Annotated in this window: 20 protein-coding genes; 15 read left to right on the forward strand and 5 right to left on the reverse strand. The window is 50.7% G+C overall.

Annotated features, from left to right (window positions below; all coding sequences use genetic code 11):
- Positions 1 to 391 precede the first annotated feature (391 nt).
- The 5 genes from ACJJI6_RS21960 to hisD all read left to right on the forward strand — a co-directional run bounded on the left by ACJJI6_RS21960 (position 392) and on the right by hisD (position 4,687).
- Positions 392 to 1,045, forward strand: coding sequence for an MlaC/ttg2D family ABC transporter substrate-binding protein (locus ACJJI6_RS21960; protein WP_444896350.1), 654 nt, complete (start codon positions 392 to 394; stop codon positions 1,043 to 1,045).
- Positions 1,046 to 1,132: 87 nt separating this feature from the next.
- Positions 1,133 to 1,366 carry a BolA family protein gene (locus ACJJI6_RS21965; RefSeq protein ID WP_444896351.1) on the forward strand — a complete coding sequence of 78 codons (234 nt, stop codon included), beginning with the start codon at positions 1,133 to 1,135 and terminating at the stop codon, positions 1,364 to 1,366.
- 44 nt (positions 1,367 to 1,410) lie between these two features.
- Positions 1,411 to 2,673 (forward strand): UDP-N-acetylglucosamine 1-carboxyvinyltransferase, encoded by a 1,263-nt coding sequence (murA, locus tag ACJJI6_RS21970; protein ID WP_444896352.1) that lies wholly within the window; start codon positions 1,411 to 1,413, stop codon positions 2,671 to 2,673.
- Between the two features lie 50 nt (positions 2,674 to 2,723).
- Positions 2,724 to 3,362: an ATP phosphoribosyltransferase gene (hisG, locus tag ACJJI6_RS21975; RefSeq protein WP_444925713.1), complete on the forward strand. Its 639-nt coding sequence runs from the start codon at positions 2,724 to 2,726 to the stop codon at positions 3,360 to 3,362.
- Between the two features lie 14 nt (positions 3,363 to 3,376).
- Positions 3,377 to 4,687: a histidinol dehydrogenase gene (gene hisD / locus ACJJI6_RS21980; protein ID WP_445362328.1), complete on the forward strand. Its 1,311-nt coding sequence runs from the start codon at positions 3,377 to 3,379 to the stop codon at positions 4,685 to 4,687.
- Between the two features lie 47 nt (positions 4,688 to 4,734).
- Here hisD and ACJJI6_RS21985 read toward each other — a convergent pair whose 3' ends face one another.
- From ACJJI6_RS21985 to ACJJI6_RS21995, 3 genes are all read right to left on the reverse strand, one after another.
- Complete coding sequence (locus ACJJI6_RS21985; protein ID WP_445362327.1) at positions 4,735 to 5,163, reverse strand: nuclear transport factor 2 family protein; 429 nt, start codon at positions 5,161 to 5,163, stop codon at positions 4,735 to 4,737.
- Positions 5,164 to 5,183: 20 nt separating this feature from the next.
- Positions 5,184 to 6,326: a trypsin-like peptidase domain-containing protein gene (locus ACJJI6_RS21990; RefSeq protein WP_444925710.1), complete on the reverse strand. Its 1,143-nt coding sequence runs from the start codon at positions 6,324 to 6,326 to the stop codon at positions 5,184 to 5,186.
- Positions 6,327 to 6,596: 270 nt separating this feature from the next.
- Positions 6,597 to 9,278 (reverse strand): hypothetical protein, encoded by a 2,682-nt coding sequence (locus tag ACJJI6_RS21995; protein ID WP_475712055.1) that lies wholly within the window; start codon positions 9,276 to 9,278, stop codon positions 6,597 to 6,599.
- Positions 9,279 to 9,685: 407 nt separating this feature from the next.
- Between ACJJI6_RS21995 and sat the strand changes: the two genes are divergently transcribed.
- Complete coding sequence (gene sat / locus ACJJI6_RS22000) at positions 9,686 to 10,876, forward strand: sulfate adenylyltransferase (protein ID WP_444925708.1); 1,191 nt, start codon at positions 9,686 to 9,688, stop codon at positions 10,874 to 10,876.
- 86 nt (positions 10,877 to 10,962) lie between these two features.
- On the opposite strand, the gene ACJJI6_RS22005 is transcribed toward sat, so the two are convergent.
- Positions 10,963 to 11,403, reverse strand: a complete 441-nt coding sequence (locus tag ACJJI6_RS22005; RefSeq protein ID WP_157954137.1) for a Z-ring associated ZapG family protein — start codon at positions 11,401 to 11,403, stop codon at positions 10,963 to 10,965.
- 350 nt (positions 11,404 to 11,753) lie between these two features.
- On the opposite strand from ACJJI6_RS22005, the gene zapE reads away from it, so the two are divergent.
- From zapE to ACJJI6_RS22050, 9 genes are all read left to right on the forward strand, one after another.
- Positions 11,754 to 12,878 (forward strand): cell division protein ZapE, encoded by a 1,125-nt coding sequence (zapE, locus tag ACJJI6_RS22010; protein ID WP_475712056.1) that lies wholly within the window; start codon positions 11,754 to 11,756, stop codon positions 12,876 to 12,878.
- Positions 12,879 to 12,992: 114 nt separating this feature from the next.
- A complete protein-coding gene (rplM, locus tag ACJJI6_RS22015; protein WP_108734214.1) occupies positions 12,993 to 13,421 on the forward strand; it encodes a 50S ribosomal protein L13 in 429 nt (142 codons plus the stop codon).
- A gap of 15 nt (positions 13,422 to 13,436) precedes the next feature.
- On the forward strand, positions 13,437 to 13,829 hold the full coding sequence (gene rpsI, locus ACJJI6_RS22020) for a 30S ribosomal protein S9 (RefSeq protein ID WP_413663030.1): 393 nt from the start codon (positions 13,437 to 13,439) through the stop codon (positions 13,827 to 13,829).
- Positions 13,830 to 14,132: 303 nt separating this feature from the next.
- On the forward strand, positions 14,133 to 14,732 hold the full coding sequence (gene petA / locus ACJJI6_RS22025) for a ubiquinol-cytochrome c reductase iron-sulfur subunit (protein ID WP_413663029.1): 600 nt from the start codon (positions 14,133 to 14,135) through the stop codon (positions 14,730 to 14,732).
- Positions 14,729 to 16,963 (forward strand): ubiquinol-cytochrome c reductase, encoded by a 2,235-nt coding sequence (locus ACJJI6_RS22030; RefSeq protein WP_444893022.1) that lies wholly within the window; start codon positions 14,729 to 14,731, stop codon positions 16,961 to 16,963. The genes petA and ACJJI6_RS22030 overlap by 4 nt, the downstream gene beginning before the upstream one ends.
- Before the next feature lie 107 nt (positions 16,964 to 17,070).
- On the forward strand, positions 17,071 to 17,697 hold the full coding sequence (locus ACJJI6_RS22035) for a glutathione S-transferase N-terminal domain-containing protein (protein WP_108734210.1): 627 nt from the start codon (positions 17,071 to 17,073) through the stop codon (positions 17,695 to 17,697).
- A gap of 25 nt (positions 17,698 to 17,722) precedes the next feature.
- Positions 17,723 to 18,118: a ClpXP protease specificity-enhancing factor gene (locus ACJJI6_RS22040; RefSeq protein ID WP_108735312.1), complete on the forward strand. Its 396-nt coding sequence runs from the start codon at positions 17,723 to 17,725 to the stop codon at positions 18,116 to 18,118.
- 134 nt (positions 18,119 to 18,252) lie between these two features.
- Positions 18,253 to 19,440 carry a GGDEF domain-containing protein gene (locus ACJJI6_RS22045; RefSeq protein WP_475712057.1) on the forward strand — a complete coding sequence of 396 codons (1,188 nt, stop codon included), beginning with the start codon at positions 18,253 to 18,255 and terminating at the stop codon, positions 19,438 to 19,440.
- Positions 19,441 to 19,547: 107 nt separating this feature from the next.
- Complete coding sequence (locus ACJJI6_RS22050) at positions 19,548 to 20,171, forward strand: Yip1 family protein (RefSeq protein WP_413663026.1); 624 nt, start codon at positions 19,548 to 19,550, stop codon at positions 20,169 to 20,171.
- 38 nt (positions 20,172 to 20,209) lie between these two features.
- Here the strand turns inward: ACJJI6_RS22050 and ACJJI6_RS22055 are convergent, their stop codons facing one another.
- Positions 20,210 to 22,117, reverse strand: coding sequence for a M48 family metallopeptidase (locus ACJJI6_RS22055; protein ID WP_475712058.1), 1,908 nt, complete (start codon positions 22,115 to 22,117; stop codon positions 20,210 to 20,212).
- Positions 22,118 to 22,119: the final 2 nt, after the last annotated feature.

Below are 22,119 nucleotides of genomic sequence, written 5' to 3' on the forward strand. Positions count from 1 at the left end.
TACTAGTGCTTAATAGGTGGTAATCAAGCCGTCTTATTATGCGACAGCTTCAATATTTACTTATGCGACAGCGTGAATAATTTTTGTCATAAGATTCCAGTAGTTTGAGGAAAGCTCAGTTTTTTGCTGTCGTGCTAATCTATATTAGCGGGCTGCTGGCGGCTGAAAAAGCCAGTGTGCTTTTCCTGGGTGTCAAATGACACGCTCGTACACCACCACATTACCGTGTGCGGCCATGGTATAGTTTGCCGTCACCGCTGTCAGCTATGTCACTCAATGGATGATCGACACACTCTCAGTTGGACTGCGGGAAGGTTGGTATGTGGTATTGCTATGGCACTAAATTGCGCCATATGCGTCCAAGGAATGATTTGCTAATTGGAGATAATTTGTGAACGTATCATTTTGGATTGGCCGGTACGGTTTGTCGCGATGGATTAGGTTTGCGCTTTGTGCTGTTTTTGCATCTGCAATAGTGCCTGTAGCTAATGCTGCCCAAAACCCTTATGTAATGATTAAAGGGGTTTCTGATGAGTTGCTGGGGGTGATCCGATCCAATGCCCAGTATGCAAATTCAGACCCACAAAGATACTACAGTGCTGTTGAGGGGGTTTTGACCCCGGTTGTTGATTTTGACTTTATCGCTCGCGGTGTAATGGGGCGCTATGCCAAGCAGGCGACTGCCGACCAACGCTCTCGCTTTACGGATGCTTTTCGTCGCGATCTTGTAGCGACATTTGCTCGCGGTGTGGCAAATTTTGGCGACCTGGATGTAAAAGTGGTCAATCCCGGCACCACACCTCAAGGTAATCGTGTAAATGTGCTGCAAGAAGTTCGCAGTAAAGAGGGTATAACAAAAGTTTCGTATACCTTGGTGCGCAATCGGGCAGGCCAGTGGAAGTTGATCAATGTGATTCTGAATGGGGTCAACCTGGGTAAGACTTTCCGCAGTCAGTTCTCACAGTCAATGCAGACTTATGGGGACATCGACAAGGTGATTTCTAATTGGTCAGCGGCAGACGATGCCGCAAATAAAGTGAGTTGATCCGCGAACTTTGGGGTGCGTAGCTGCGCACTCCGCTTGATTCAAGTACACTTGCGTGCTGTTTTTAACCAATCGCAAGTCCCTCCTATGCAACCAGACGAAATCAAGGCCCTGATCGAAGGGCAAATTCCCGACAGCACTGTTGAAGTGGCTTTTGAAGGTAGTCACCTGATGGTCACTGTAGTGAGCAGTTCCTTTGAAGGTCTGAGTCGTTTAAAAAAGCAACAGCTTGTCTATGCCGCTCTTGGTGAAAAGATCGCCGATGGCACCTTGCATGCCGTGCAAATGCAGACTCTGACCCCAGAAGAAGCCAGTCGTTAACTTGCCATTGCCACTGAGGTGTTGGCTATCTAGAAAGAGATTGAATGGATAAGTTGATAATAGAGGGCGGCAGCCCAATTTCCGGGACTCTGCGGATTTCTGGAGCTAAGAATTCAGCCTTGCCGATATTGGCTGCTGCTTTATTGGCTGACGGGCCTGTGCAAATCGATAATTTGCCGCATCTCAACGATATTACCACCATGATCACCTTGCTCCGGTGTATGGGGTGTGACGTCACTATTGATGAAAAGCTGGGTGTTGAGATTGACCCTCGCTCAGTCAATGACCTGACCGCTCCCTATGAGCTGGTTAAGACGATGCGGGCCTCAATCTTGGTTCTTGGGCCCCTGTTGGCTAGGCATGGGGTTGCGAATGTCTCCTTCCCTGGTGGTTGTGCAATTGGCAGTCGCCCGGTCGATATTCACCTAAAGGGCCTTGAGGCAATGGGTGCTGAGATAACTATCGATGGTGGTTTCATTCGGGCGCGCTCCAATGGTCGTCTTAAGGGAGCCAATATTGTCATGGAGAAAGTGACAGTTGGCGGCACTGAAAACCTGTTGATGGCAGCGGCACTGGCAGAGGGAACTACGACTTTGCACAACGCCGCTCGCGAGCCCGAAATCGTCGATTTGGCAGAGTTCCTTATTGCTATGGGGGCTCAGATTGAAGGGGTTGGCACTGACACCCTGCGTGTTCACGGTGTACCTAAGCTTACCCCCTGCAAGTTCACTGTTATGCCGGACCGTATTGAAACCGGAACCTTCCTTGCGGCAGCTGCTGCGGCGAGGGGCAAAGTGCGCCTGCTCAATACTCGTGCCGATATCCTCGATGCGGTTATGGTTAAGTTCGAAGAGGCCGGAGCTCATATCAGTTGTGGCGACGATTGGATTGAGCTGGATATGAAAGGCAATCGCCCTAAAGCGGTGAGCTTCCGTACCGCGCCTTACCCAGCCTTCCCTACAGATATGCAATCCCAGTTCACAGCAATGAATGCTGTTGCCGAAGGGAAGGGAACTGTAGTTGAGACAATCTTTGAAAACCGCTTAATCCAGGTTCATGAGCTGAATCGAATGGGGGCGGATATCACTCTGGAGGGCAATACAGCAATTGTTACCGGGGTGGAGAAGCTTAAGGGCGCTCCAGTAATGGCTTCAGATCTGCGCGCGTCAGCTAGCTTGGTTATAGCTGGTATGGTGGCGGAGGGTACTACTATGGTAGATCGTATTTATCATATTGACCGCGGCTACGAGTGTATTGAGGAAAAGCTACGACAGCTCGGCGCGAATATTCGGCGTGTCCCTGGCTGATTGCTGCCAAGTTAACCTTAAGAGCCAATGACGGACTGGCATAAATCAAAATGACTGCACAAATTACAATCGCACTGACAAAAGGGCGGATTCTTCAGGAGACTCTACCGCTTCTTAAGGCGGCGGGGTTGGAGCCTACTGAAGACCTAACTAAAAGCCGAAAGTTGATATTTCCGACGAATCGCGAAGGGGTACATCTCCTCCTCCTGAGGGGAGTGGATGTACCAACTTATGTGCAGCATGGAGCCGCAGATATTGGCGTGGCGGGGAAAGACACTCTTCTCGAGCATAGTTCTGATGGTATTTACGAGCCTCTCGATTTGGGCATTGCCCGCTGCCGCCTGATGACAGCTGGTGTCAAGGGCGGGCAACTGCCCAGCGGTCGAATTAAGGTCGCTACCAAGTTTGTGCAAAGTGCCAAAAAGCACTATGCCTCTATTGGTCGTCAGGTTGACATCATTAAGCTGTATGGAGCTATGGAGCTTGCTCCACTAATGAATTTGGCTGACGAGATTGTCGATATTGTAGATAGTGGCAATACGCTAAAGGCCAATGGCCTTGAGGCCCGAGAAACCATCGCGCAAATCAGCAGTCGATTGATCGTCAATAAAGCAGCCATGAAGATGAAATATTCGCCAATCAATAGTTTGATTGAGAGGCTGGCATCGGCTGTGGCACAAACCAAATAGATACCCGAAGCATTATGACGAGCAAAGTAATTCGTCGGCTAAATACGGTCGATAGAGATTTCGATGGCCAATTGAAGCAGCTATTGGCTTGGGAGGCAGTGGCGAATCAAGAGGTCGAAAGTATCGTTGCAGAAATATTGCGGCGTGTTCGCTCCCTTGGTGATAAGGCTGTTATCGAGTTCACCAACCGCTTTGATCATCGGCATCTGGAAAGCGCGAAAGACTTTGCTCTATCGGCCGCTGAGCTTACCGCAGCTCTAGGTCGTATTGGTATCGAGGAGCGCGAGGCCCTGGAGGCAGCCGCTGATAGGGTGAGGCGCTATCACGAGCATCAAAGGCAGGAGTCCTGGCGCTATACGGAAGCCGATGGGACTGTCTTGGGGCAGCAGATTACCCCTATGCAAAGTGTTGGCATTTATGTTCCCGGCGGGAAGGCTAGTTACCCTTCCTCCGTGCTTATGAATGCAATTCCAGCAAAAGTAGCTGGCGTAGATACTGTTTATATGGTGGTGCCGGCTCCGAAGGGGGAGCTGAACGACCTGGTGTTGGCGGCAGCGGCAATAGCTGGAGTGGACCAGGTGTTTACGATTGGTGGTGCCCAGGCAGTAGCGGCGCTAGCCTATGGTACTGAGTCTATTCCCGCGGTGGATAAAATAGTTGGCCCGGGGAATATCTTTGTGGCCAGTGCCAAGCGAGCTGTTTTTGGTCATGTTGCTATCGACATGATTGCAGGCCCCTCTGAAATTCTGGTGATTTGTGATGGGCAAACAAATCCTGACTGGATTGCCATGGATCTGTTGTCACAGGCAGAGCACGATGAACAGGCGCAGTCAATTCTGTTGTGTCCTGACTCCAAGTACTTAGATCGGGTTGAGAGTTCGCTGCAAAGGCTTTTGGTCGAGTTACCTCGGGCTGAGATTGCTTCCCGTTCCCTTGCTGATCGTGGAGCGTTGATCCAAGTGGAGTCCATACAGCAGGCGATCGAAATCTCTAATCGGATTGCACCGGAGCACCTGGAAGTTTCAGTAGATAATCCTGAGGCTTACCTTCCTGAGATCCGGAATGCCGGAGCCATTTTCCTTGGGCGCTATACGGCAGAGGCATTGGGGGATTACTGTGCTGGCCCCAATCATGTCCTTCCTACCAGTGGCACTGCCCGTTTTTCCTCACCGCTGGGAGTTTACGATTTCCAGAAGCGAAGTTCGGTGATCCACTGTTCTGAAAAAGGTGCTGATACCTTGGGGCGTGTAGCGCATACTCTTGCGCTCGGGGAGGGGTTAGAAGCTCATGCCCGCTCTGCGGGTTTTCGGGTCAAGGATCTCTGAGTAATACACCCCGACAGGTTCCTCTATGCGGGGTGTACATAACGCACTTATTCTATAGGGGGGATGCGGGTAGCCTGCCAGGCTAGCGCGCGCCACTCACCGTCCCGTTTAATAAATGTGCCGGTATTAAAGTAGTAGCTTTGTTCACCCTTGCCGCTGTCATTTGCAGATAACTTGAATGCAATGATAGCGATATTCCCTAGCAACCGAATGTCGATCTCCTCGGCGGCATAGCTCGTAGTTACAGGCTCGGTGGGAGATGTTTGCATTCCTTGCATAATCTCGCTTTTTCCAAAGCGTTTTCCTCCGGAGCTGGTATATACCAGATCCTCGGCCCAGAAACGTTGATGGGCCTGGGAATCAGTGGCGGCCTTGCCGATAAAGTTTGTCAGCAATTGGTGTAAGTCCTCTCTATCCCCAGCCATTGCGGGCGCAGTAGAGGTAATAAAGAGTAAGGCTAATACCAGTGAGCGCATAGAGACACTTCCTTATGAATTTACTCTATCGTCGTTTTTGTTTGGGGTTCTTCTGAAACAGTTGCTTCAACTGTGTGGGATGCCCCATCACGAATAAAGGTGATGGAGATGGTGTCGCCGGGACGCAGGGTGGCCATAGTTGCTTCTCCTTGCTTGCCATCGCCGATGGGCAAGCCATCCAGGTGCGTGATGACATCCCCTGGTTGAAGGCCAGCAATATGTGCGGGGCCTTCATTGTAGATGGCTGTCACCAATACACCACCCATGGAATTTAAATTGAACTCTTTGGCCATTTGGGGACTAATGCCGGTGGCTTCAATACCCAGCCAGCCGGGCACGACGCGACCGTAAGCGATAATATCCTGCATTACTTTAAAGGCAATATTGGCTGGAATGGCGAAGCTAATACCGCCGGAATAACCGGATTGATTGAGTATTGAGGTATTGATGCCGAGCAGGCGTCCACGGGAATCAACCAGGGCGCCTCCTGAGTTCCCCGGATTGACTGCAGCATCTGTCTGCAAAAAGTTCTGTAAGTAGCTGCCGGTACCTGAGTTTTCAAGGTGACGGCCTTTCGCACTGATAATACCTTGGGTCACAGTTTGTCCAACACCAAAAGGGTTGCCGATTGCGAGGACGACGTCGCCCACTTGCGCCCTGTCGGGCTCACCAACAGAAATAGAAGTCAGCCCGTCTAGATCAATCTTGAGGACGGCTAAGTCAAAATCGGTATCGCTTCCGACAAGCCTTGCTTGTGCTTCCCGTCCATCAGCTAAAAGAATAACAATGGCATCAGCCTGATCGACGACGTGATGATTGGTTAAAATGTAACCGTTGTCGCTGGCAATGACACCTGATCCAAGGTTGGACTGCATCCTCTGCCTTTGTGGCACGTCCATATTGTCGAATAAACGCCTAAAAAGGGGGTCGTTAAATAGAGGGTGCTGGCGTTTAGGCATGGCCATGCGGGTATAGATATTCACAACAGCGGGACCTGCCACATTGACGGCATGGGCATAGGAAACCGGGCCTTGGATACTGCTTACATCTGTCTTGGGGGCGACACCACGCAGTTGAGGGAATATAACCAAGAGCAGGGCGGCCATGGCAAGGCCTATCAGGGCAGGTAGGGCCCAATCTTGTAGAAATCGGTTCTGGGACACTCGTGACTCCTCTTTGCCCTGATTATACACACGTCCTTAGGGAGAATCGCTGTGGACAGCATGAAGAGAGGGAAAATCTTGTCCTCTCTTGTAGAGCTGATGTCACGATGTAATGGGCAATCTAGAGCTCTGTATTGCTTACAGGTTTCCAATTGCTATGTTTCAAGGAATAAGCCTCCTCTAGTTGGTATCTCGTTTGAAGCTTTTGTGTCGGAGGAACCGCCACTAGCGCCTCATGCAAATTGGTGGCGGTTGTCGTTATATCTGTTTCTAGTGGCTATGCGAGGTGTCAAGGCACTGGACGGTCATATTTCTAGCGTATTCAACAGCGATAGGTAAGGCGTAAAGCATGTAGGCGTTGCGAGAAGGCTCTATATGATATTCGGCTTCACGTGCCGTGTCCGTGCCTATATCGTGGTTGTCTTGTAAGTATTGTGATTTAAAGGCAAACCATCCTGATGTGTTGTTCTCGGTCGGCATATCATCAATTCTGCTTTTGAAGTCGACATTATGATCCTTCATTTCCTGAAAGAGCGCGTCTGCCACACTTAAGTTCCACTCTAAAGCAGCTTTACTTTCCTGATTGCAAGTAGCTTGGTAGCCGATGCCATTAAACATGGGGGCCAAACTTTGCGAGACGAAAACGCCTTTGGCAAAGGTGGCATCTGACTCGGGGGTTAGATATACATTGGCTAATTGTTGAGGCAGTAATGACAAGTTAAGGTTATCGCTCGATGCAGGTTCAGTATGAAAGTAGTAGTGTGCATCGAGAAGGGCAGACAGCTTGCGGTCAAGTTTGTAGTGTACCTTTAGGTTGTTGTGGCCTGGATAGTTTTCTTGCCAGTAATCGGGTGATAAAGCAAAGGCTTCATGCTGACTGTAAAAGTGAGGCAGAAACTCCTCTAAAGCATCCCTTATCTTGGTTTCGTGAACTACTTGCCCATTCTCTATTCTGCCTGTGAGGGCTTTGTGGGTACTAAGCATCGCAGACATTGAAGGAAAAGGTGTACTGGTAAAGTAATATTTCTTTATGTGATCCCGCTGTTCTACTGGTGAGGCGTTTGTGGGGTATGGGTATCTATTCATATGGTAGTAGATGAAATCCTGATAACCTTTCAATGTGTCGAAACTGGCAAGGTCATCAAAAAGAAAATACTCATACATAATTGAGGAAAGGTCCTCCCCATCACTTATCTGTTGCATGACGTCTAGTGCAGGTTTTGTCCAATAAAAAGGAAAGCGTGAGTCCTTACCGCCCAGGTATTGACCTGTAAAGTGGGGGGCGTTGGATATATTTGTTTCGAGTTTGTGAGAAAAGTGGAAGTCCCGGGTGTGTCGATTCGCTTTGCGGGCAAAATCTATATATTTTCGGTCTCCAGAGCGGGCCCAGCTGAAGATACTATTGCGAACAATGTGGTAGTGAGAAATGGTTTGCCGATACCAGTTTGGGTAAATATCAAAGTTGCCCTCAGAATTTTGTGATGGATTTTTCATAAACCGGTTGTAAGGTACTCTCCCATAATCGTACCAGCCGCTAAGTGGATACCATTCACTTTGTGCTAAATAATGATCAAACCATTGTGAACGCAAATTCTCGAGATTTTTGTTGTAATCGACCCCTTGGAGGTAGGTAGCCATTACTGGAAATACAGCGTTATCAACATGCGTAATGTATTCGGGGTCAATGTAAGCCAGGTGTGGTGAAATTAGGGTTTGAAGGAGATAGTTTTCTATGATGGTGTTGTCGGAATCTTGGGGGGGGAAGGATATCCGTAATTTGTGAGTGCGGGCAGTGCCTAAATGAAAGGGTTTTTCTTCATAGTGATTGACCACATCCTCAGGGCTGTTGAAGTCTTCCATCTCCGAGATTGTTTGAACATATGTCTTAGGGAAGCTATCAAGAATGGATCTTAGTTTGTAGTCAACGTGTTGAATGTACTCTTCATCTTCAGTGGACCAAAATATGAAAGGGGATGGGGGTGTAGTTAGGCTGCTGTTTTCGGTGGTTAACGTGTTTTCAGCCCGCTCCTGGCTAGATGCAAAGAGCTCAAACTGATCAGTAGGCTCTAACATTATTCCTAGCTCTCTATATTGAATTTTCTCCTTGATGTTAAATAAAGTGTGTTCAATATCGATGATGTCAGAGTTGTGTTTTAGTGTAAATCTGACTTGAGCCTCGGCTAATATTGTATCGCTCTCTGTTACGTAATTCGCTCTTCCGGTGATGATTATTCGTAGAGGACTATCACGTTCAACCTTCCAGTGAACGTTGTCGATTAACTTGGATGTTGTGGTGCAGTCACTTGAATCGCAGTCTGAGCTATCTTTCAAATAAAAGTGAGGAAGTATTGAGGTGCTTAAAATGGGCTCGGGAATTTGACTGCTGGACTGCTCGATGTTCTGAGGAAATAGAGAGGTATTGTTAAATGCTAGTCGAATTTTTCCTGTGTTAATAGTTATGGAATTATCTTCCATATTTTCAATGGTGATCCCACCTTGAAAGGTATTTTCTCTTGGGTTTTGCTGGGGGGCGAGATTGAGCTCACACCCAGAATATTCAGGAGACCACTGGTATTCAACCCAGGCCCAGCGAACACTTCCATCGCTCCAAACATTTTTTACCTCTTGGTGAGAGGGAGCATCTTCTTCCTGTTCCGCCTGAGTACAAGTTACCCGAGTGTTGAGTAAGTCGGATTGACTCATGACACCTTTTCTAAATGGGATGCCAAAGCCGAGTATCGCTGGGAAATTGTTATCACCTCCCCCAAAGCGTTGGTCGGGCAAGGCTACTTCAATGTTAATCTTGCTGGGAAGAGGAGGTGGTTCAGATGTGGCAATAGCATTACCGCTAAAGGTGAGTGAGGCTAGTAGCGCCATCCCTGTAGTTGCGATTGTTTTATGTCTTATAGGCAGCACTTTTACATTCATTGGATTCAAGTTGGTGATCTCCATATTGAGTGTTATCTCAAGATCTAGGTGGCCCCCTTAAAAGTTGGCTAGTCGCCTCTGGGTGCTAGGGGGATTTACCGTGATAGCTGATTACCTCTTGCATCAATTATTGGCACTTACGGGTGTCACTAATTGATAAATAAATAGTAATAATTTGATTAATGAGTTTGGAGTACTGCTGGATTACTGATCATTACACGTCAAAATTGGGGGCATACTAAGTAGGTGGGATTTTCTAGTGCTTAGTGGGCGCTTTGCCCTGCTCTTGGGTGCTGGGGCCTAAAGCTTCTCTATCTGTGCGTATAATATGGCCCATGTATCCTTTTGACATTGGTCGCTTACGATAGGTGCGTATAATGGCCAATCGAAATTTTAAGACTAACCGGTAACTACTGTTTTTGGAGACCTAAATGTCCCTAGTTCGCCCCCATGGCAGCGTTGAACTTCAGCCACGCTTTGTATATGACAGTGAGAGGCATCACCAGCTGATGCATGAGGCGGAGTCCCTGCCGTCAATCGTGGTCAGTTCGGCAGCCGCCGCTAATGCGGTAATGCTCGGGGCAGGATACTTCAATCCGTTGCACGGCTACATGAATCTGGCAGATGCTATGAGTGTTGCTGAAACCTTGCGCACAGTAGATGGCCTGTTCTGGCCGGTGCCAGTTGTCAATGTTGTTAAAGACGCCAGTGAAATTGAGGGCGCCTCCCGTATTGCCCTGCGCGACCCGAATGTCGAGGGTAACCCGGTTCTCGCCGTAATGGATGTTGAGGCGATCGAAACCATTTCAGAAGAGCAAATGGATACCATGGCTGAGCAGGTGTTTGGCACTCTGGATGAGAAACACCCCGGTGTCGCAACCTTTAAATCTGCGGGTCGAACCCTGATATCGGGCCCGATCGAAGTGCTGAACTTTAGCTACTTCCAGAATGACTTCCCAGATACTTTCCGCACTGCGGTAGAGATTCGCAATGAGTTCAAGGAGCGTGGCTGGAATAAGGTTGTAGCCTTCCAGACTCGCAACCCGATGCACCGCGCGCACGAAGAGCTGTGCAAGATGGCCCTAGATGGGGTGGAAGCCGATGGTGTGCTGATTCATATGCTGCTTGGCCAGCTGAAGCCCGGTGATATCCCTGCTCCGGTGCGCGATGCTTCCATTCGCAAGATGGTAGAGCTGTACTTCCCGGCGAATACTGTGATGGTAACCGGCTACGGCTTCGATATGCTGTATGCTGGCCCGCGCGAAGCGGTATTGCATGCGGTATTCCGCCAGAACTGTGGCTGTAGCCACCTGATTGTCGGTCGTGATCACGCCGGCGTTGGCGATTACTACGGCGCTTTCGATGCTCAGACAATCTTCGATGAAAAGGTGCCCGAAGGCGCTCTTGAGATTGAGATTTTCCGTGCCGACCACACCGCTTATTCCAAAAAGTTGAATAAGGTGGTGATGATGCGTGATGTTCCTGATCACACGAAAGAAGACTTTATTCTGCTTTCAGGTACTAAAGTGCGTGAAATGTTGGGTGATGGTATTGCGCCGCCCCCAGAGTTTTCTCGCCCTGAAGTGGCGCAGATTTTGATGGATTACTATCAAAGCCTGTAAGTACTGAATAAAAAAGGCGGGTGATTACCCGCCTTTTTTATTTCTTGGAAATCTGCGTTTCATCATCTCGTACAGCTTGTTAATTATTAGCTGCTCTCATGGGCTTCTTTTTCGAGTCCGTAGTCCTCAGCAAGCGTGCCTTTGGCGCCAGGTTCCTTGGGGGCCCAGTCGCGAGGTGGCTCTATATCCTGTAATTTCTCATCGTTGTCTTTTAATTTTCCACTGCCGGCTTTTAGCATCTGGCGGCCAATATCCTGGCTGGATAAACGCAGCGCACTATTGGATAGGTATTCGTGAACCTCTTTATAGCTCTCGGTGAGGTTGTGAACAAGTTGTGACGTTTGGTCAAAGTGATCGTTGACCTGCAACTGGAAATCTTCGAGTTTGTTGTTGGCTTCGCGGAGTCTCTGCTCCAGTTCCTCTGAGCGCTCCACACTGGTGCGCCCGCGCACAGCCAGGAATGCGAGGAATGCACCCAGGGTCATACCGAGGACGCCAACTAGAATTAATACCGATGTAGAGTGCACTTACTACCTCCTCAACTTGCTTTTTTATTGTACAGATCGCCTCGCGGAGAGATGAGGCTGCCAATTTTGGCCCAGCCGGTTTCTGCACTTTGGGTAGCCCGCGTTCGTGGCTATTGCCCCTCATAATAGAGAGGCCAGTATACGCGATTATTACGCTGACAATTAATGTTGTCGGTCAATTGCGACAGAATGGTTAGTGCCTGGTTCCAGTTTGCGGGGAGGGCTGGCTATTTCGGGTGGTTGCACTGTTGTAAAGGATGCCAGCCCCGTCGCTCTGCGGTCTATGCGTAGATTGGTTGAATTTGATAGAGTGCGCGCCAGTTATTCAGTAGTCGAAGAAATTTTCCTCTATGTTGCCCGCCAAACCACTATTTTCTTCCCCTCTTGAGCGTTATGAGAGTGATCTTCAGCGCCCTGACTTTGTTGAGGATCAATCCCAGCGTCAGGCAGTCGAGGAGTTGCAAGATCTCCATCGGCGTCTGGTGGCCCGGTCTGAGCGCGGTGCGATCGTCAGTTTCTTGTCCCGTATTCGCAGTCGCGCTAATGAGCCCGAGAAGGGCCTCTACTTTTGGGGTGGGGTAGGCCGCGGAAAAACCTACCTAATGGATGCGTTTTTTGAGTCCCTGCCGTTCGCGGAAAAACAGCGCACCCATTTCCATCGCTTTATGCGTCGAGTTCATCAGGATCTAAAGGAGTACGCAGGGGAGAAGAATCCTCTGGAGAAGGTGGCGGATAAGATTGCCCGCCGCGCTCGGGTGCTCTGCTTTGATGAGTTTTTCGTCTCAGATATTGCCGATGCCATGATATTGGCAGGTCTGTTGGATGCGTTGTTCCGTCGGGGAGTAGCCCTGGTGGCGACCTCGAATATTGTGCCCAAAGGCTTATATAAAGATGGGTTGCAGAGGGTACGGTTCCTTCCGGCCATCGATCTGCTGGAGAAGTACACCAAGGTGGTTAATGTCGATAGCGGTACCGATTACCGGCTGCGCACCCTGGAGATATTGGAGTTATATCATTCTCCGCTGGGACCTGAGGCGGATAGCAGTCTGGAGCAGAGTTTTTCGCAGCTGAGTGTTAGCGGCTGCGAAGCTCGTAGCGAAGTTCAGCTGCAAGTGGAGGGGCGCCCAATTCGAGCCTTGAAAGTAGCGGATGATGTTGCGTGGTTTGATTTTGTGGATCTATGCGATGGGCCGCGATCGCAAAATGACTATATCGAGCTGGCCAGGGAGTTCCATACGGTGCTTCTGGGGTCGGTGGTCAAGTTTGATGAGCGTATGGATGCCCAGGCGCGTCGCTTCATTAATCTAGTGGATGAATTTTACGACCGGTGCGTGAAGTTGGTGATTTCTGCGGAGGTTCCAGCTGAGGAGCTGTACGTCGGCCGGAATCTTAAGTTTGAGTTTGAGCGCACGGTGAGCCGGCTTTTGGAGATGCAGTCCCGCGAATATCTGGAGCGACCCCATCGCCCCGAATAAGTCTGTCGAGTCGGGGTAAATTCCGCTTGAAAAGCATACACTCCTTTTGTACTATCCGCGCTCTTTTGTGGGACGGCCCCTAATTCTGGGGGTCATATTACAGGTGTTTATAACATGAAGACTTACAGTGCCAAGCCAGAGGCGGTAAAACGCGACTGGTACATTGTTGACGCTGCGGACAAGACCCTCGGCCGTATTGCTGCCGAGATCGCAACCCGCCTGCGCGGCAAGCACAAGCCTGAATACACGCCCCACGTGGACACTGGCGATTACATCATTGTAATCAACGCAGAAAAGGTTCGCGTGACCGGTAACAAGGCCAAAGACAAGATCTACCACAGCCACTCCGGCTACCCTGGTGGTCTTAAATCCATCAGCTTCGAAAAGCTGATCGAAAAAGCGCCCGAGCGCACCGTTCAAAGCGCCGTTAAAGGCATGCTGCCGAAAGGTCCTTTGGGTCGTGCCATGTTCAAGAAGCTGAAAGTATACAGCGGCAGTGAACATCCTCATGTGGCTCAACAGCCGATTGAACTGGCGATCTAAACGGGAATAAATCTGATGGCAACTACTCAATACTACGGTACCGGCCGCCGCAAGACCTCTACTGCTCGTGTATTCCTCACAGCAGGCGAAGGTAAGATCACCGTAAACGGTCGCACTCTGGACGAATACTTCGGCCGTGAAGTGGCTCGCATGATCGTGCGTCAGCCGCTGGAAAAGGTTGAAATGGTCGAGAAATTCGACATCACTGTTACTGTTAAAGGTGGCGGTTCCTTTGGTCAGGCGGGTGCTATCCGTCACGGCCTGACCCGTGCCCTGATGCAGTACGACGAAGCGCTGCGTCAACCGCTGCGCGCCGCTGGTTATGTTACCCGCGACGCCCGTGAGGTTGAGCGTAAGAAAGTGGGTCTGCGCAAAGCGCGTAAGAAGCCGCAGTTCTCCAAGCGTTAAGCTTTCTTTTTTGGCCCGGCTTTTGCCGGGCTTTTTTATATTCCCGTATCTGTGGTTATCCAGCGCTCTTATGACTTTTGCTGGATTTATCGCGGTTTCGCCGCGTGATTCCCGACGTTCCCCATAGCATTGCCTTGTATCAAATTGGCATTTTCTTTAACATTGCGCCGATTTGTATCCGCTTGATTTGTGGGGTTTATTCGCGCGGGCAATCTGCCGGGGCGGGACTTCTTTCAAGACTTTTTGGGTTTGGGCCAGCGAATCTCCGGGCTATCGGGGTCGCTGTGATGGGAGAACTACGTCATGAGTGATGACGGTGTAAATGTAGGACGGCGCCGTTTTCTAACCGCTGCCACCTCAGTTGTTGGTGGCGCGGGTGCGGTGGGGGTTGCCGTTCCCTTCGTCGCTTCCTGGAAGCCGAGTGCCAAGGCGAAAGCTGCGGGCGCTCCGGTTAAATACAACATTAGCAAAGTTGAACCGGGCCAAATGGTCACTGTAGAGTGGCGAGGTAAGCCGGTCTATGTTGTGCGCCGTACCGATGAAATACTGCAAGACCTGGAGAAAGTGGAGCCTCTACTGCGCGACCCTAACTCCGAGGAATCTATCCAGCCAGCTTATGTAGATCCGGAAAACCGCTCTATCAAGCCAAAGCTGTTGGTGTTGGTTGGTCTGTGTACGCACCTTGGCTGCGCGCCTATGTACCGCCCGGAAGTGGGTGCTGCCGATCTGGGTGGCGATGAGTGGATGGGTGGCTTCTTCTGTCCCTGTCACGGTTCCAAATACGATATGGCTGGCCGTGTTTATACCGGTGTTCCCGCGCCTACCAACCTGGAGGTGCCGCCTTATTCCTATGAAAACGACGATGTAATCGTGATTGGCGTAGACCAGGAGGGCACCGCATGAAATGGCTCGCAGATTTCGGTGATTGGGTAGATCAGAGACTACCCATTTACCAGGCCTGGGATAAGCACATGGGCAAGTACTACGCGCCCAAAAACTTTAACCTGTGGTATTTCTTCGGCGTTTTCTCCCTATTGGTCCTGGTCAACCAGCTGTTGACCGGTATTTGGCTCGTTATGAGCTACAACCCCTCTGCCGAGGAGGCATTTGCCTCGGTTGAGTACATCATGCGCGATGTGGAGTGGGGTTGGCTGATACGATATCTTCACTCCACAGGTGCGTCTGCCTTCTTCGTGGTGGTGTACCTGCATATGTTCCGCGGTTTGATGTACGGCTCTTATAAGCCGCCCCGCGAGCTGGTGTGGATCTTCGGTATGTGTATCTACCTGGTGCTGATGGCAGAAGCCTTTATGGGTTACGTATTGCCCTGGGGCCAGATGTCCTACTGGGGTGCCCAGGTAATTGTTTCCCTGTTTGGAGCAATTCCCGGTATTGGCGATAGCCTGGTTGAGTGGATTCGCGGAGACTACCTGATCTCTGGTATTACCCTGACTCGCTTCTTCTCCCTGCACGTTATTGCACTGCCGCTGGTGCTGGTATTGCTGGTAGTTCTGCATATCCTGGCGTTGCACGAAGTGGGTTCCAACAACCCAGACGGCATCGAGATCAAGAAGAACAAGGATGAGAATGGCATCCCCAAAGACGGTATTGCTTTCCACCCTTACTACTCTGTTCACGATCTGGTAGGTATTGCGGTATTCCTGTTTATCTTCGCAACTGTTGTGTTCTTCTTCCCGGAAATGGGCGGCTTCTTCCTGGAGCACGCTAATTTCGAAGAGGCGAACCCTCTGAAGACGCCACCGCATATCGCACCGGTTTGGTACTTTACGCCGTTCTACGCAATCTTGCGTGCCGTAACTATCGATATTGGTCCTCTGCCGGCTAAGTTCCTGGGTACTGTTGCAATGGGTGCTGCTATTGCAATTCTGTTTGTACTGCCTTGGTTGGATAAGAGCCCGGTTCGCTCGATCCGCTACAAAGGGTGGTTGCCCAAGGGCTTGCTGCTCCTGTTTGCCGCAGTGTTTATTATCCTCGGTTACCTGGGTGTTAAATCTCCAACTCCGGGGCGTAACTTCCTGTCTCAGGTGGGAACCCTGTTCTACTTTGCTTTCTTCATGACCATGCCTATTTGGTCTAATCCGAAGGCACGCAAAGGGCTGGGATCGTGGATTGTTAGTGGGGCTTTTGCAGTACTGTTCCTGTGGATGGCATTCGCAAACTTTACTTTTGGCAATGAAGATGCGAGTAAGAACGGTTTTGTGAATACCTTTGTGGGTATTGCAGCCCTGTTGCTGGCTGGATTCTTTGCAATACTGCCTTGGTTGACTAGCCGCGATGAGGTTTACCCAGAGCCCGAGCGTGTAACCAGCCCGTCTGGTGGTAAAACTTTCGGCATCCTGTTTATCGGTATTATCGTTGTTGGCCTGCTGACCTTTATCCCGATTAAAGCGGTAGGTGCAGAATCTGAGGTGGAGCTGGATCACATCAACATCGACCTGCGGGACAAACCGTCCCTGCAGCGCGGTGCCAAGTACTTCGTCAACTACTGCATGGGTTGTCACAGTGCTAATTACTCCCGTTGGGAGCGTGTGGCCACTGACCTGGATATCCCGGTTGAGTTGATGATGGAGAACCTGGTTTTGGGTGACGACAAAATCGGCAGCCTGATGACGATCTCCATGCGTCCAGATGATTCCAAAGTATGGTTCGGCGCCGCGCCGCCGGACCTGACGCTGGTTGCTCGTTCTCGCTCACCGGAATGGCTCTACACTTACCTCCGCAGCTTCTATAAGGACGACAGTCGTGCTACCGGGGTAAATAACAAGGTCTTCCCGAGTGTGGCCATGCCCCACGTTCTGATGGAGCTGCAAGGTTTGCAGGAGTGTGCCCCTGGTCCCAAGCGCGACCACGGCAAAGTTGTCCGCGATGAGCTGGGCAACCCGATTATGGATGCCGCCTGTGGTAGCCTGGAAGTCGGTAAGGTGAAAGGCTCTATGACACCGGAAGAGTTTGATGGGGCAATGTATGACCTCGTCAACTTTATGGAGTACATTGCTGAGCCGATGGCTGAAGATCGCAAACGTGTAGGCTTCTATGTGCTGGCGTTTATTTTTGTGTTCTTTATCTTCGCCTGGTTGCTGAACCGCGAATACTGGAAAGACGTGCACCACTAAAGCCGTCGCTAGTTTGTCTCTAATGGGTGGTGGGTTTACTCACTGCCCTTTTATATTTTGAATAAAAGGTCGGCTCTAGCCGGCTTAAAGTTTGAGGTAGTTTGAACATGGGTGTGCCTACCAACAAGCGCTCCTCGATGACCTTCTTCTCCGATGGTCGCAGCCACTATAGCCACCGAGTACGTATCGTACTTGCAGAGAAAGGGGTTTCCGTCGATATCACCGATGTGGACGCCGATGATAAACCAGCTGAACTCGCTGACCTCAATCCTTACAACTCCCTGCCAACCCTGGTAGATCGCGACTTGGTTCTGTTCGAGACCAAAGTGATGATGGAGTATCTGGACGAGCGTTTTCCGCATCCGCCGCTGCTGCCGGTTTACCCGGTTGCCCGCGCGCAGAGCCGCCAGATCATGCATCGTATCGAGCGCGACTGGTGTCCTTTGGTGGACAAGATCCTTGCCGGTGGTAAGGACGCGGCCTCCGCTCGCAAAGAACTGCGCGACAACCTGGTTGGCATCGCTCCGATGTTTACCGACCTGCCGTACTTCTTTAATGAAGAGTTTTCTCTGGTAGATTGCTGCATGGCTCCGCTGTTGTGGCGCCTCGAGCAGTTTGAAATCAGCCTCCCGAAAACAAAGCAGGTTAAGCCGTTGCTGGACTATATGGACCGCCTGTTTGCCCGCGAGGCATTCCAGCAGAGTCTGACCGAATACGAACGGGAAATGCGTTGAGGGGATACTGGTGAGCAAGCCGGCCATGACATCCAATCGTCCCTATATTCTGCGGGCGTTTTACGAGTGGATAACCGATAACCGGTGCACTCCTTATATTCTGGTTGATACGCACCTCCCCGGTGTTTTGGTGCCGCAACAACATGTGAACGACGATGGTCAGATAGTGCTGAACATCTCGGAATCAGCGGTTGCCAGTCTGACTATGGATAATTACGCCATCAGGTTTAACGCCCGTTTTGGCGGGGTTCCGACAGATATCCAAGTTCCAGTGGGGTCTGTGGTCGGAATCTACGCGCGGGAAAACGGGCAGGGGATGGTATTTGAGGCCGAGGAAACTCCAGAGCCGCCCGAACCGACGCCACCCACCAGTTTGGGTAAAAAATCGGTGAAAAAACCGGCTCTGCGTGTCGTTAAATAGTGCTCCTTTTCGCTGGTAGGGCAGATTTCTGAAGCCCTGCCAGTTCCCTTCCTCCACTTTTGTGACCCGGTTCTGGGTATACGCTTGTCCCAAGTCCGTATAATGTCGCGTTATCTTTTATTGCCGCGAATGTCATGCCGCCGTACCTTCAATGGCTGCGCTTTATTTGGCTGCCAGGGATGCTTCTGGTGCTTCTCGTTGCGCAGTATCTTCCCTGGATCGATCTGACCCACTTATACAGTCCGCAGCTGCCTGTGTTGCTATTGGCTATGGCAGCATTGCTCAGTTTTGGTTTTCGCTCAAGCCGGGTTGCGCTTTCAGCGCTGCTTATCATGACCCTATACATCGCGGCTCACTCCCAGTTGCTCCCCAGCTTGCACAGGGATCTCCCGCTATATCTCTCACTGGTTGCGGTAAATCTTGTTTTGTTTACTTGCAGTCGCGATCGCAGTGTCTTCAGTATTTTTGGGCTGCTGTGGGGCCTGTTTTTGCTGGCTGAGGGGGTGGGTTTTGTCTTGCTCTACGATTGCTGCGCGCCGCTGAAGCTGGCATTTCCGGTCGAGAATTTGCCCAGGGGGTTGTCCGGGTTTTTACCCGACGCATTTTCGTTGCCACAATTGATTGGCAGTGTCTCCGCTCTCGGTGCTTTTGCCTTACTTTTTCTCTACCCTGGCCCCACCGCTATGGGTCTGTTTAGTTGTTCTATTTTGCTGCTGTGTAGTGTTTGGTTGAGCCTTCCTCTCGAGTTTACCGGGTCTGTAGCGGGAATATTGTTGGTCGCTTCGCTGCTTGGGGCCAGTTATGAATTGGCGTTTCGCGATGAACTGACTGGGCTTCATTCCAGGCGGGCCTTCCGCTATCAGATGCTGACGCCAGCATGGAATTACAGTCTTGCCATGGTTGATATCGATCATTTTAAGAAGCTGAATGATCGCTATGGGCACCAAGTGGGTGATCAGGCTTTGCAAATGGTTGCGGCTCAACTCGCGCGCCACTCTCACGGTACCGTGTTTCGCTATGGCGGCGAGGAGTTTGTTATTTATCTTCCGGGCCGCAGTCGCGAGGCGAAAGAAGCTTTATTGGAAAAAATCAGGGAGAAAATCTCAAGCTACCCACTGCGCCTAAGGTCATCGGGGCGTCTTGCCGCAGGGGCCTCGCTCAGGGGGAAGGGTGGAGGGAAGCCAGTAAAAGTTACTGTGAGTATTGGCGTTGCCCACCGCAATAAAAAACTAAAGAAACCCGAGAGTATCCTTAAAGCGGCTGATCAAGCGCTTTATAAAGCAAAGCGCAGCGGGCGAAATTGCCTGTCTGTCCACAGCTGATATAAATCAAGTAAATTTGAAAGTGACGCTTAATTCCCTTTTGGCATTGGTCAATCTGTTGTGCGCCACCGATACTGCAAAGCAGGGTATTGGAAGGGAGATTTGGTGTGCGGATACTCAGTCATACAATAGGTATTCTTACCAACCCGGAAAAAGAGTGGAAAGCGATACGCGCTGATCGACATTCTTTTTTTGAGGTGTTTGTAACTCATGTGCCGCTTCTGGCGTTGATTCCTACCGTGGCCGGTTACTTTGGGGTTACCCGGGTAGGCTTCCAGGTTGGGGGGCATCTGGCAAAGCTGACACCTGAAAGTGCGGCTGTTCTGTCGGTTGTTACTTATTTTGCATTGCTGGTTGGCGTCTATTGCCTCGGAGAGTTTATTAACTGGATGGCACGATCCTACGGGGTTGAGGGCGATGAGCCCACGCGCCATTATGAAGGGACGGCACTTGCGGTGTTTATTACTACGCCAATCTTCCTGGCGAGTATCGTCGTTCTTTATCCACACCCCTGGCTCACGATGGCGTCGGTAGGCATTGCCGGGATGTATTCTATTTACCTGGTCTTTGCCGGCATTCCGATCCTGATGAATATGAATAAGGATCGGGCTTTTCTATATGCTTGTGCAGTATTAACCGTTGCCCTGGTAATGATGGTTACGGTGCTTATTGGCTCCGTCATTTTGTGGAGTGTGGGCATCGGTCCGGTTTATCAGCACCACGCCCATTAAGAGTCTGCAGCGCCAGCATTTGTGCTGGCGTTGTGCGGCTATCTGGCCTTATCGATAATCGGTGGCATAGGGCAGTCCAGGCTGTCAGCGACGGCCCTTAACAGTTCGATCTCCTCCGCTTTAATTACCCCATTGTGATTCAAGGTGATTACAATCGCTTTCAATAAGTTGGGTCTCTCCAGGGGCGGGATAAGGCTGGCGATGGCAATGGCCTTGTCCAGTCGTGGCAGGGTGATATCAGCGATGCCGGGTAGCGGGGTTATTTCAAGGTTGAGAGCATTGAGACCCTTCTCATAAGCACGTTTTGCTGGAAGGTATTGGCTGTTTCCCGCATGGGCGATGGCTGCAATGATAAATCGTGAAGCATCTTTGTTGGCATGTTTGCTATGGGACAGGCGCTGTCGATCTGGAGCGCCGTCGAGCGCGTGCATTAATACCCGGTATAGGGCCCACTCCCAAACTTCAACTTTCCCATCGCTGTGTAGAAGCTTGATAAGGTTTCGTTTAAAGATCTGGTACTGCTGAGGGACTAGGGCGCGCAAGGCAGGGATACATAGGTCTATCAATGCGAGGCGAGCGTTGCTCGGCAGTGATTCCATTTGTGGTGTGAGTTTTTTCATCTCGCGGATAACAGCGGGATGGGCAATTTTCTCCAAGAGGTTTAGCTGTTTGTCTCGCTCGGTTTTATCCTTGTGCAGAAGAAGGTAGTAAACCAGTGCCCGGGCGGTAAAAGGTTCGTGTGCAGCCTGTTGGATCAGAGGTGGAATAGAACCCAGCAATTGATGCCCAAGCTCAACTTGGTGTGTATCTGGTTTGGCAATGCTGTTGTCCACCGCATCCAGAGCAGCCTGGAAAGGCGTTGTAGGAGCGGCCATGGCGAACTGAGGATTTTGCAATTCACTGGGTTTTACAGTCTGGGCTTCACTTTTTACCTGTTCTTCCGTATTGGAGAATAGGCCATTCCAGGCGGGTTCTAGCCTCTTGATGCGCACTGGCAGTGGAGGGTGAGTGGCAAAAAGGCTGAGCAGGGAGCGTTTTACCCCAACCGCGAACAACATATGGTTAAACTCTGCTGCGTTGGGGCTGCTGAGTTCTGAGCCTAAATCGTGGCCACCGATCTTTTTCAGTGCGTTGGCAATGCCGAGGTTGTTGCGAGTAAATTGTACTGCGGAGGCGTCGGCAAGAAACTCCCGTTGCCGACTGACTGCGGCCTTGATCAGGTTGCCGATTAGCGTACCGGCGTAGCCGAGGATAATCAGAGTTATTCCCAGGCCTAGTAGCGGATATCTTATGGGGGTTACGCGCCTGTGGGGCGCCGGGCTTCTGATAAGGAGCTGCCCCAAAAGTCCAATAATTAAGATTCCGTGCAGCAGCCCGGTGATCTGGGTGTTTAGACGAATGTCTCCATTGAGAATATGACTGAACTCGTGGGCAACAACGCCCTGTAGTTCCTCCCGGGTAAGCTTTTCCAGGGAGCCCCGCGTCAGGCCAATAATGGCGTCGGTAGGGTTTTGGCCAGCGGCAAAGGCATTGATGCTGCTGTCCTCAATGATGTAGACATCGGGTACCGGAATACCTGTTGCAATAGCGATCTCTTCCACAACATTGAGTGCTCTCTTTTCCCGCTCAGTCCGCGCGGAAGTATTAAGCTTGTACCCTCCCAGGGATTCCGCCACAGCCTTTCCCCCAGAGGATAATTGATGGAACTTGTACAGACAGCCCAGAATAACGACGGTACCGATAACAAAGGCTATTGAGCCAAGGGTCTCCCAGCCCAGAAGTTGCACAACTTCAAAGGGAGTAAATGGTTGGCCGCGAGACAGTGACACCATGGCTGCTGTAGCCAGGGTACTCAAACTGATTAGGGCAGTGAGGGCCAGGCTGAACAGGAAAACCAGCAAACGACTGCTGTGCTTGGCTTTGTCCTGGTGAACGTAAAAGTTCATAT

This window comes from Microbulbifer maximicatervae (SeqCode) (assembly GCF_056232625.1).

What these genes read in the sequence shown, in the direction of transcription:
- ACJJI6_RS21965 (WP_444896351.1), top strand. Translation starts at nt 1,133, where the DNA reads ATGCAACCAGACGAAATCAAGGCCCTGATCGAAGGGCAAATTCCCGAC.
- murA (WP_444896352.1), top strand. Translation starts at nt 1,411, where the DNA reads ATGGATAAGTTGATAATAGAGGGCGGCAGCCCAATTTCCGGGACTCTG.
- hisG (WP_444925713.1), top strand. Translation starts at nt 2,724, where the DNA reads ATGACTGCACAAATTACAATCGCACTGACAAAAGGGCGGATTCTTCAG.
- hisD (WP_445362328.1), top strand. Translation starts at nt 3,377, where the DNA reads ATGACGAGCAAAGTAATTCGTCGGCTAAATACGGTCGATAGAGATTTC.
- ACJJI6_RS21985 (WP_445362327.1), bottom strand. Translation starts at nt 5,163, where the DNA reads ATGCGCTCACTGGTATTAGCCTTACTCTTTATTACCTCTACTGCGCCC.
- ACJJI6_RS21995 (WP_475712055.1), bottom strand. Translation starts at nt 9,278, where the DNA reads ATGGAGATCACCAACTTGAATCCAATGAATGTAAAAGTGCTGCCTATA.
- sat (WP_444925708.1), top strand. Translation starts at nt 9,686, where the DNA reads ATGTCCCTAGTTCGCCCCCATGGCAGCGTTGAACTTCAGCCACGCTTT.
- zapE (WP_475712056.1), top strand. Translation starts at nt 11,754, where the DNA reads ATGTTGCCCGCCAAACCACTATTTTCTTCCCCTCTTGAGCGTTATGAG.
- rplM (WP_108734214.1), top strand. Translation starts at nt 12,993, where the DNA reads ATGAAGACTTACAGTGCCAAGCCAGAGGCGGTAAAACGCGACTGGTAC.
- rpsI (WP_413663030.1), top strand. Translation starts at nt 13,437, where the DNA reads ATGGCAACTACTCAATACTACGGTACCGGCCGCCGCAAGACCTCTACT.
- petA (WP_413663029.1), top strand. Translation starts at nt 14,133, where the DNA reads ATGAGTGATGACGGTGTAAATGTAGGACGGCGCCGTTTTCTAACCGCT.
- ACJJI6_RS22030 (WP_444893022.1), top strand. Translation starts at nt 14,729, where the DNA reads ATGAAATGGCTCGCAGATTTCGGTGATTGGGTAGATCAGAGACTACCC.
- ACJJI6_RS22035 (WP_108734210.1), top strand. Translation starts at nt 17,071, where the DNA reads ATGGGTGTGCCTACCAACAAGCGCTCCTCGATGACCTTCTTCTCCGAT.
- ACJJI6_RS22040 (WP_108735312.1), top strand. Translation starts at nt 17,723, where the DNA reads ATGACATCCAATCGTCCCTATATTCTGCGGGCGTTTTACGAGTGGATA.
- ACJJI6_RS22045 (WP_475712057.1), top strand. Translation starts at nt 18,253, where the DNA reads ATGCCGCCGTACCTTCAATGGCTGCGCTTTATTTGGCTGCCAGGGATG.
- ACJJI6_RS22055 (WP_475712058.1), bottom strand. Translation starts at nt 22,117, where the DNA reads ATGAACTTTTACGTTCACCAGGACAAAGCCAAGCACAGCAGTCGTTTG.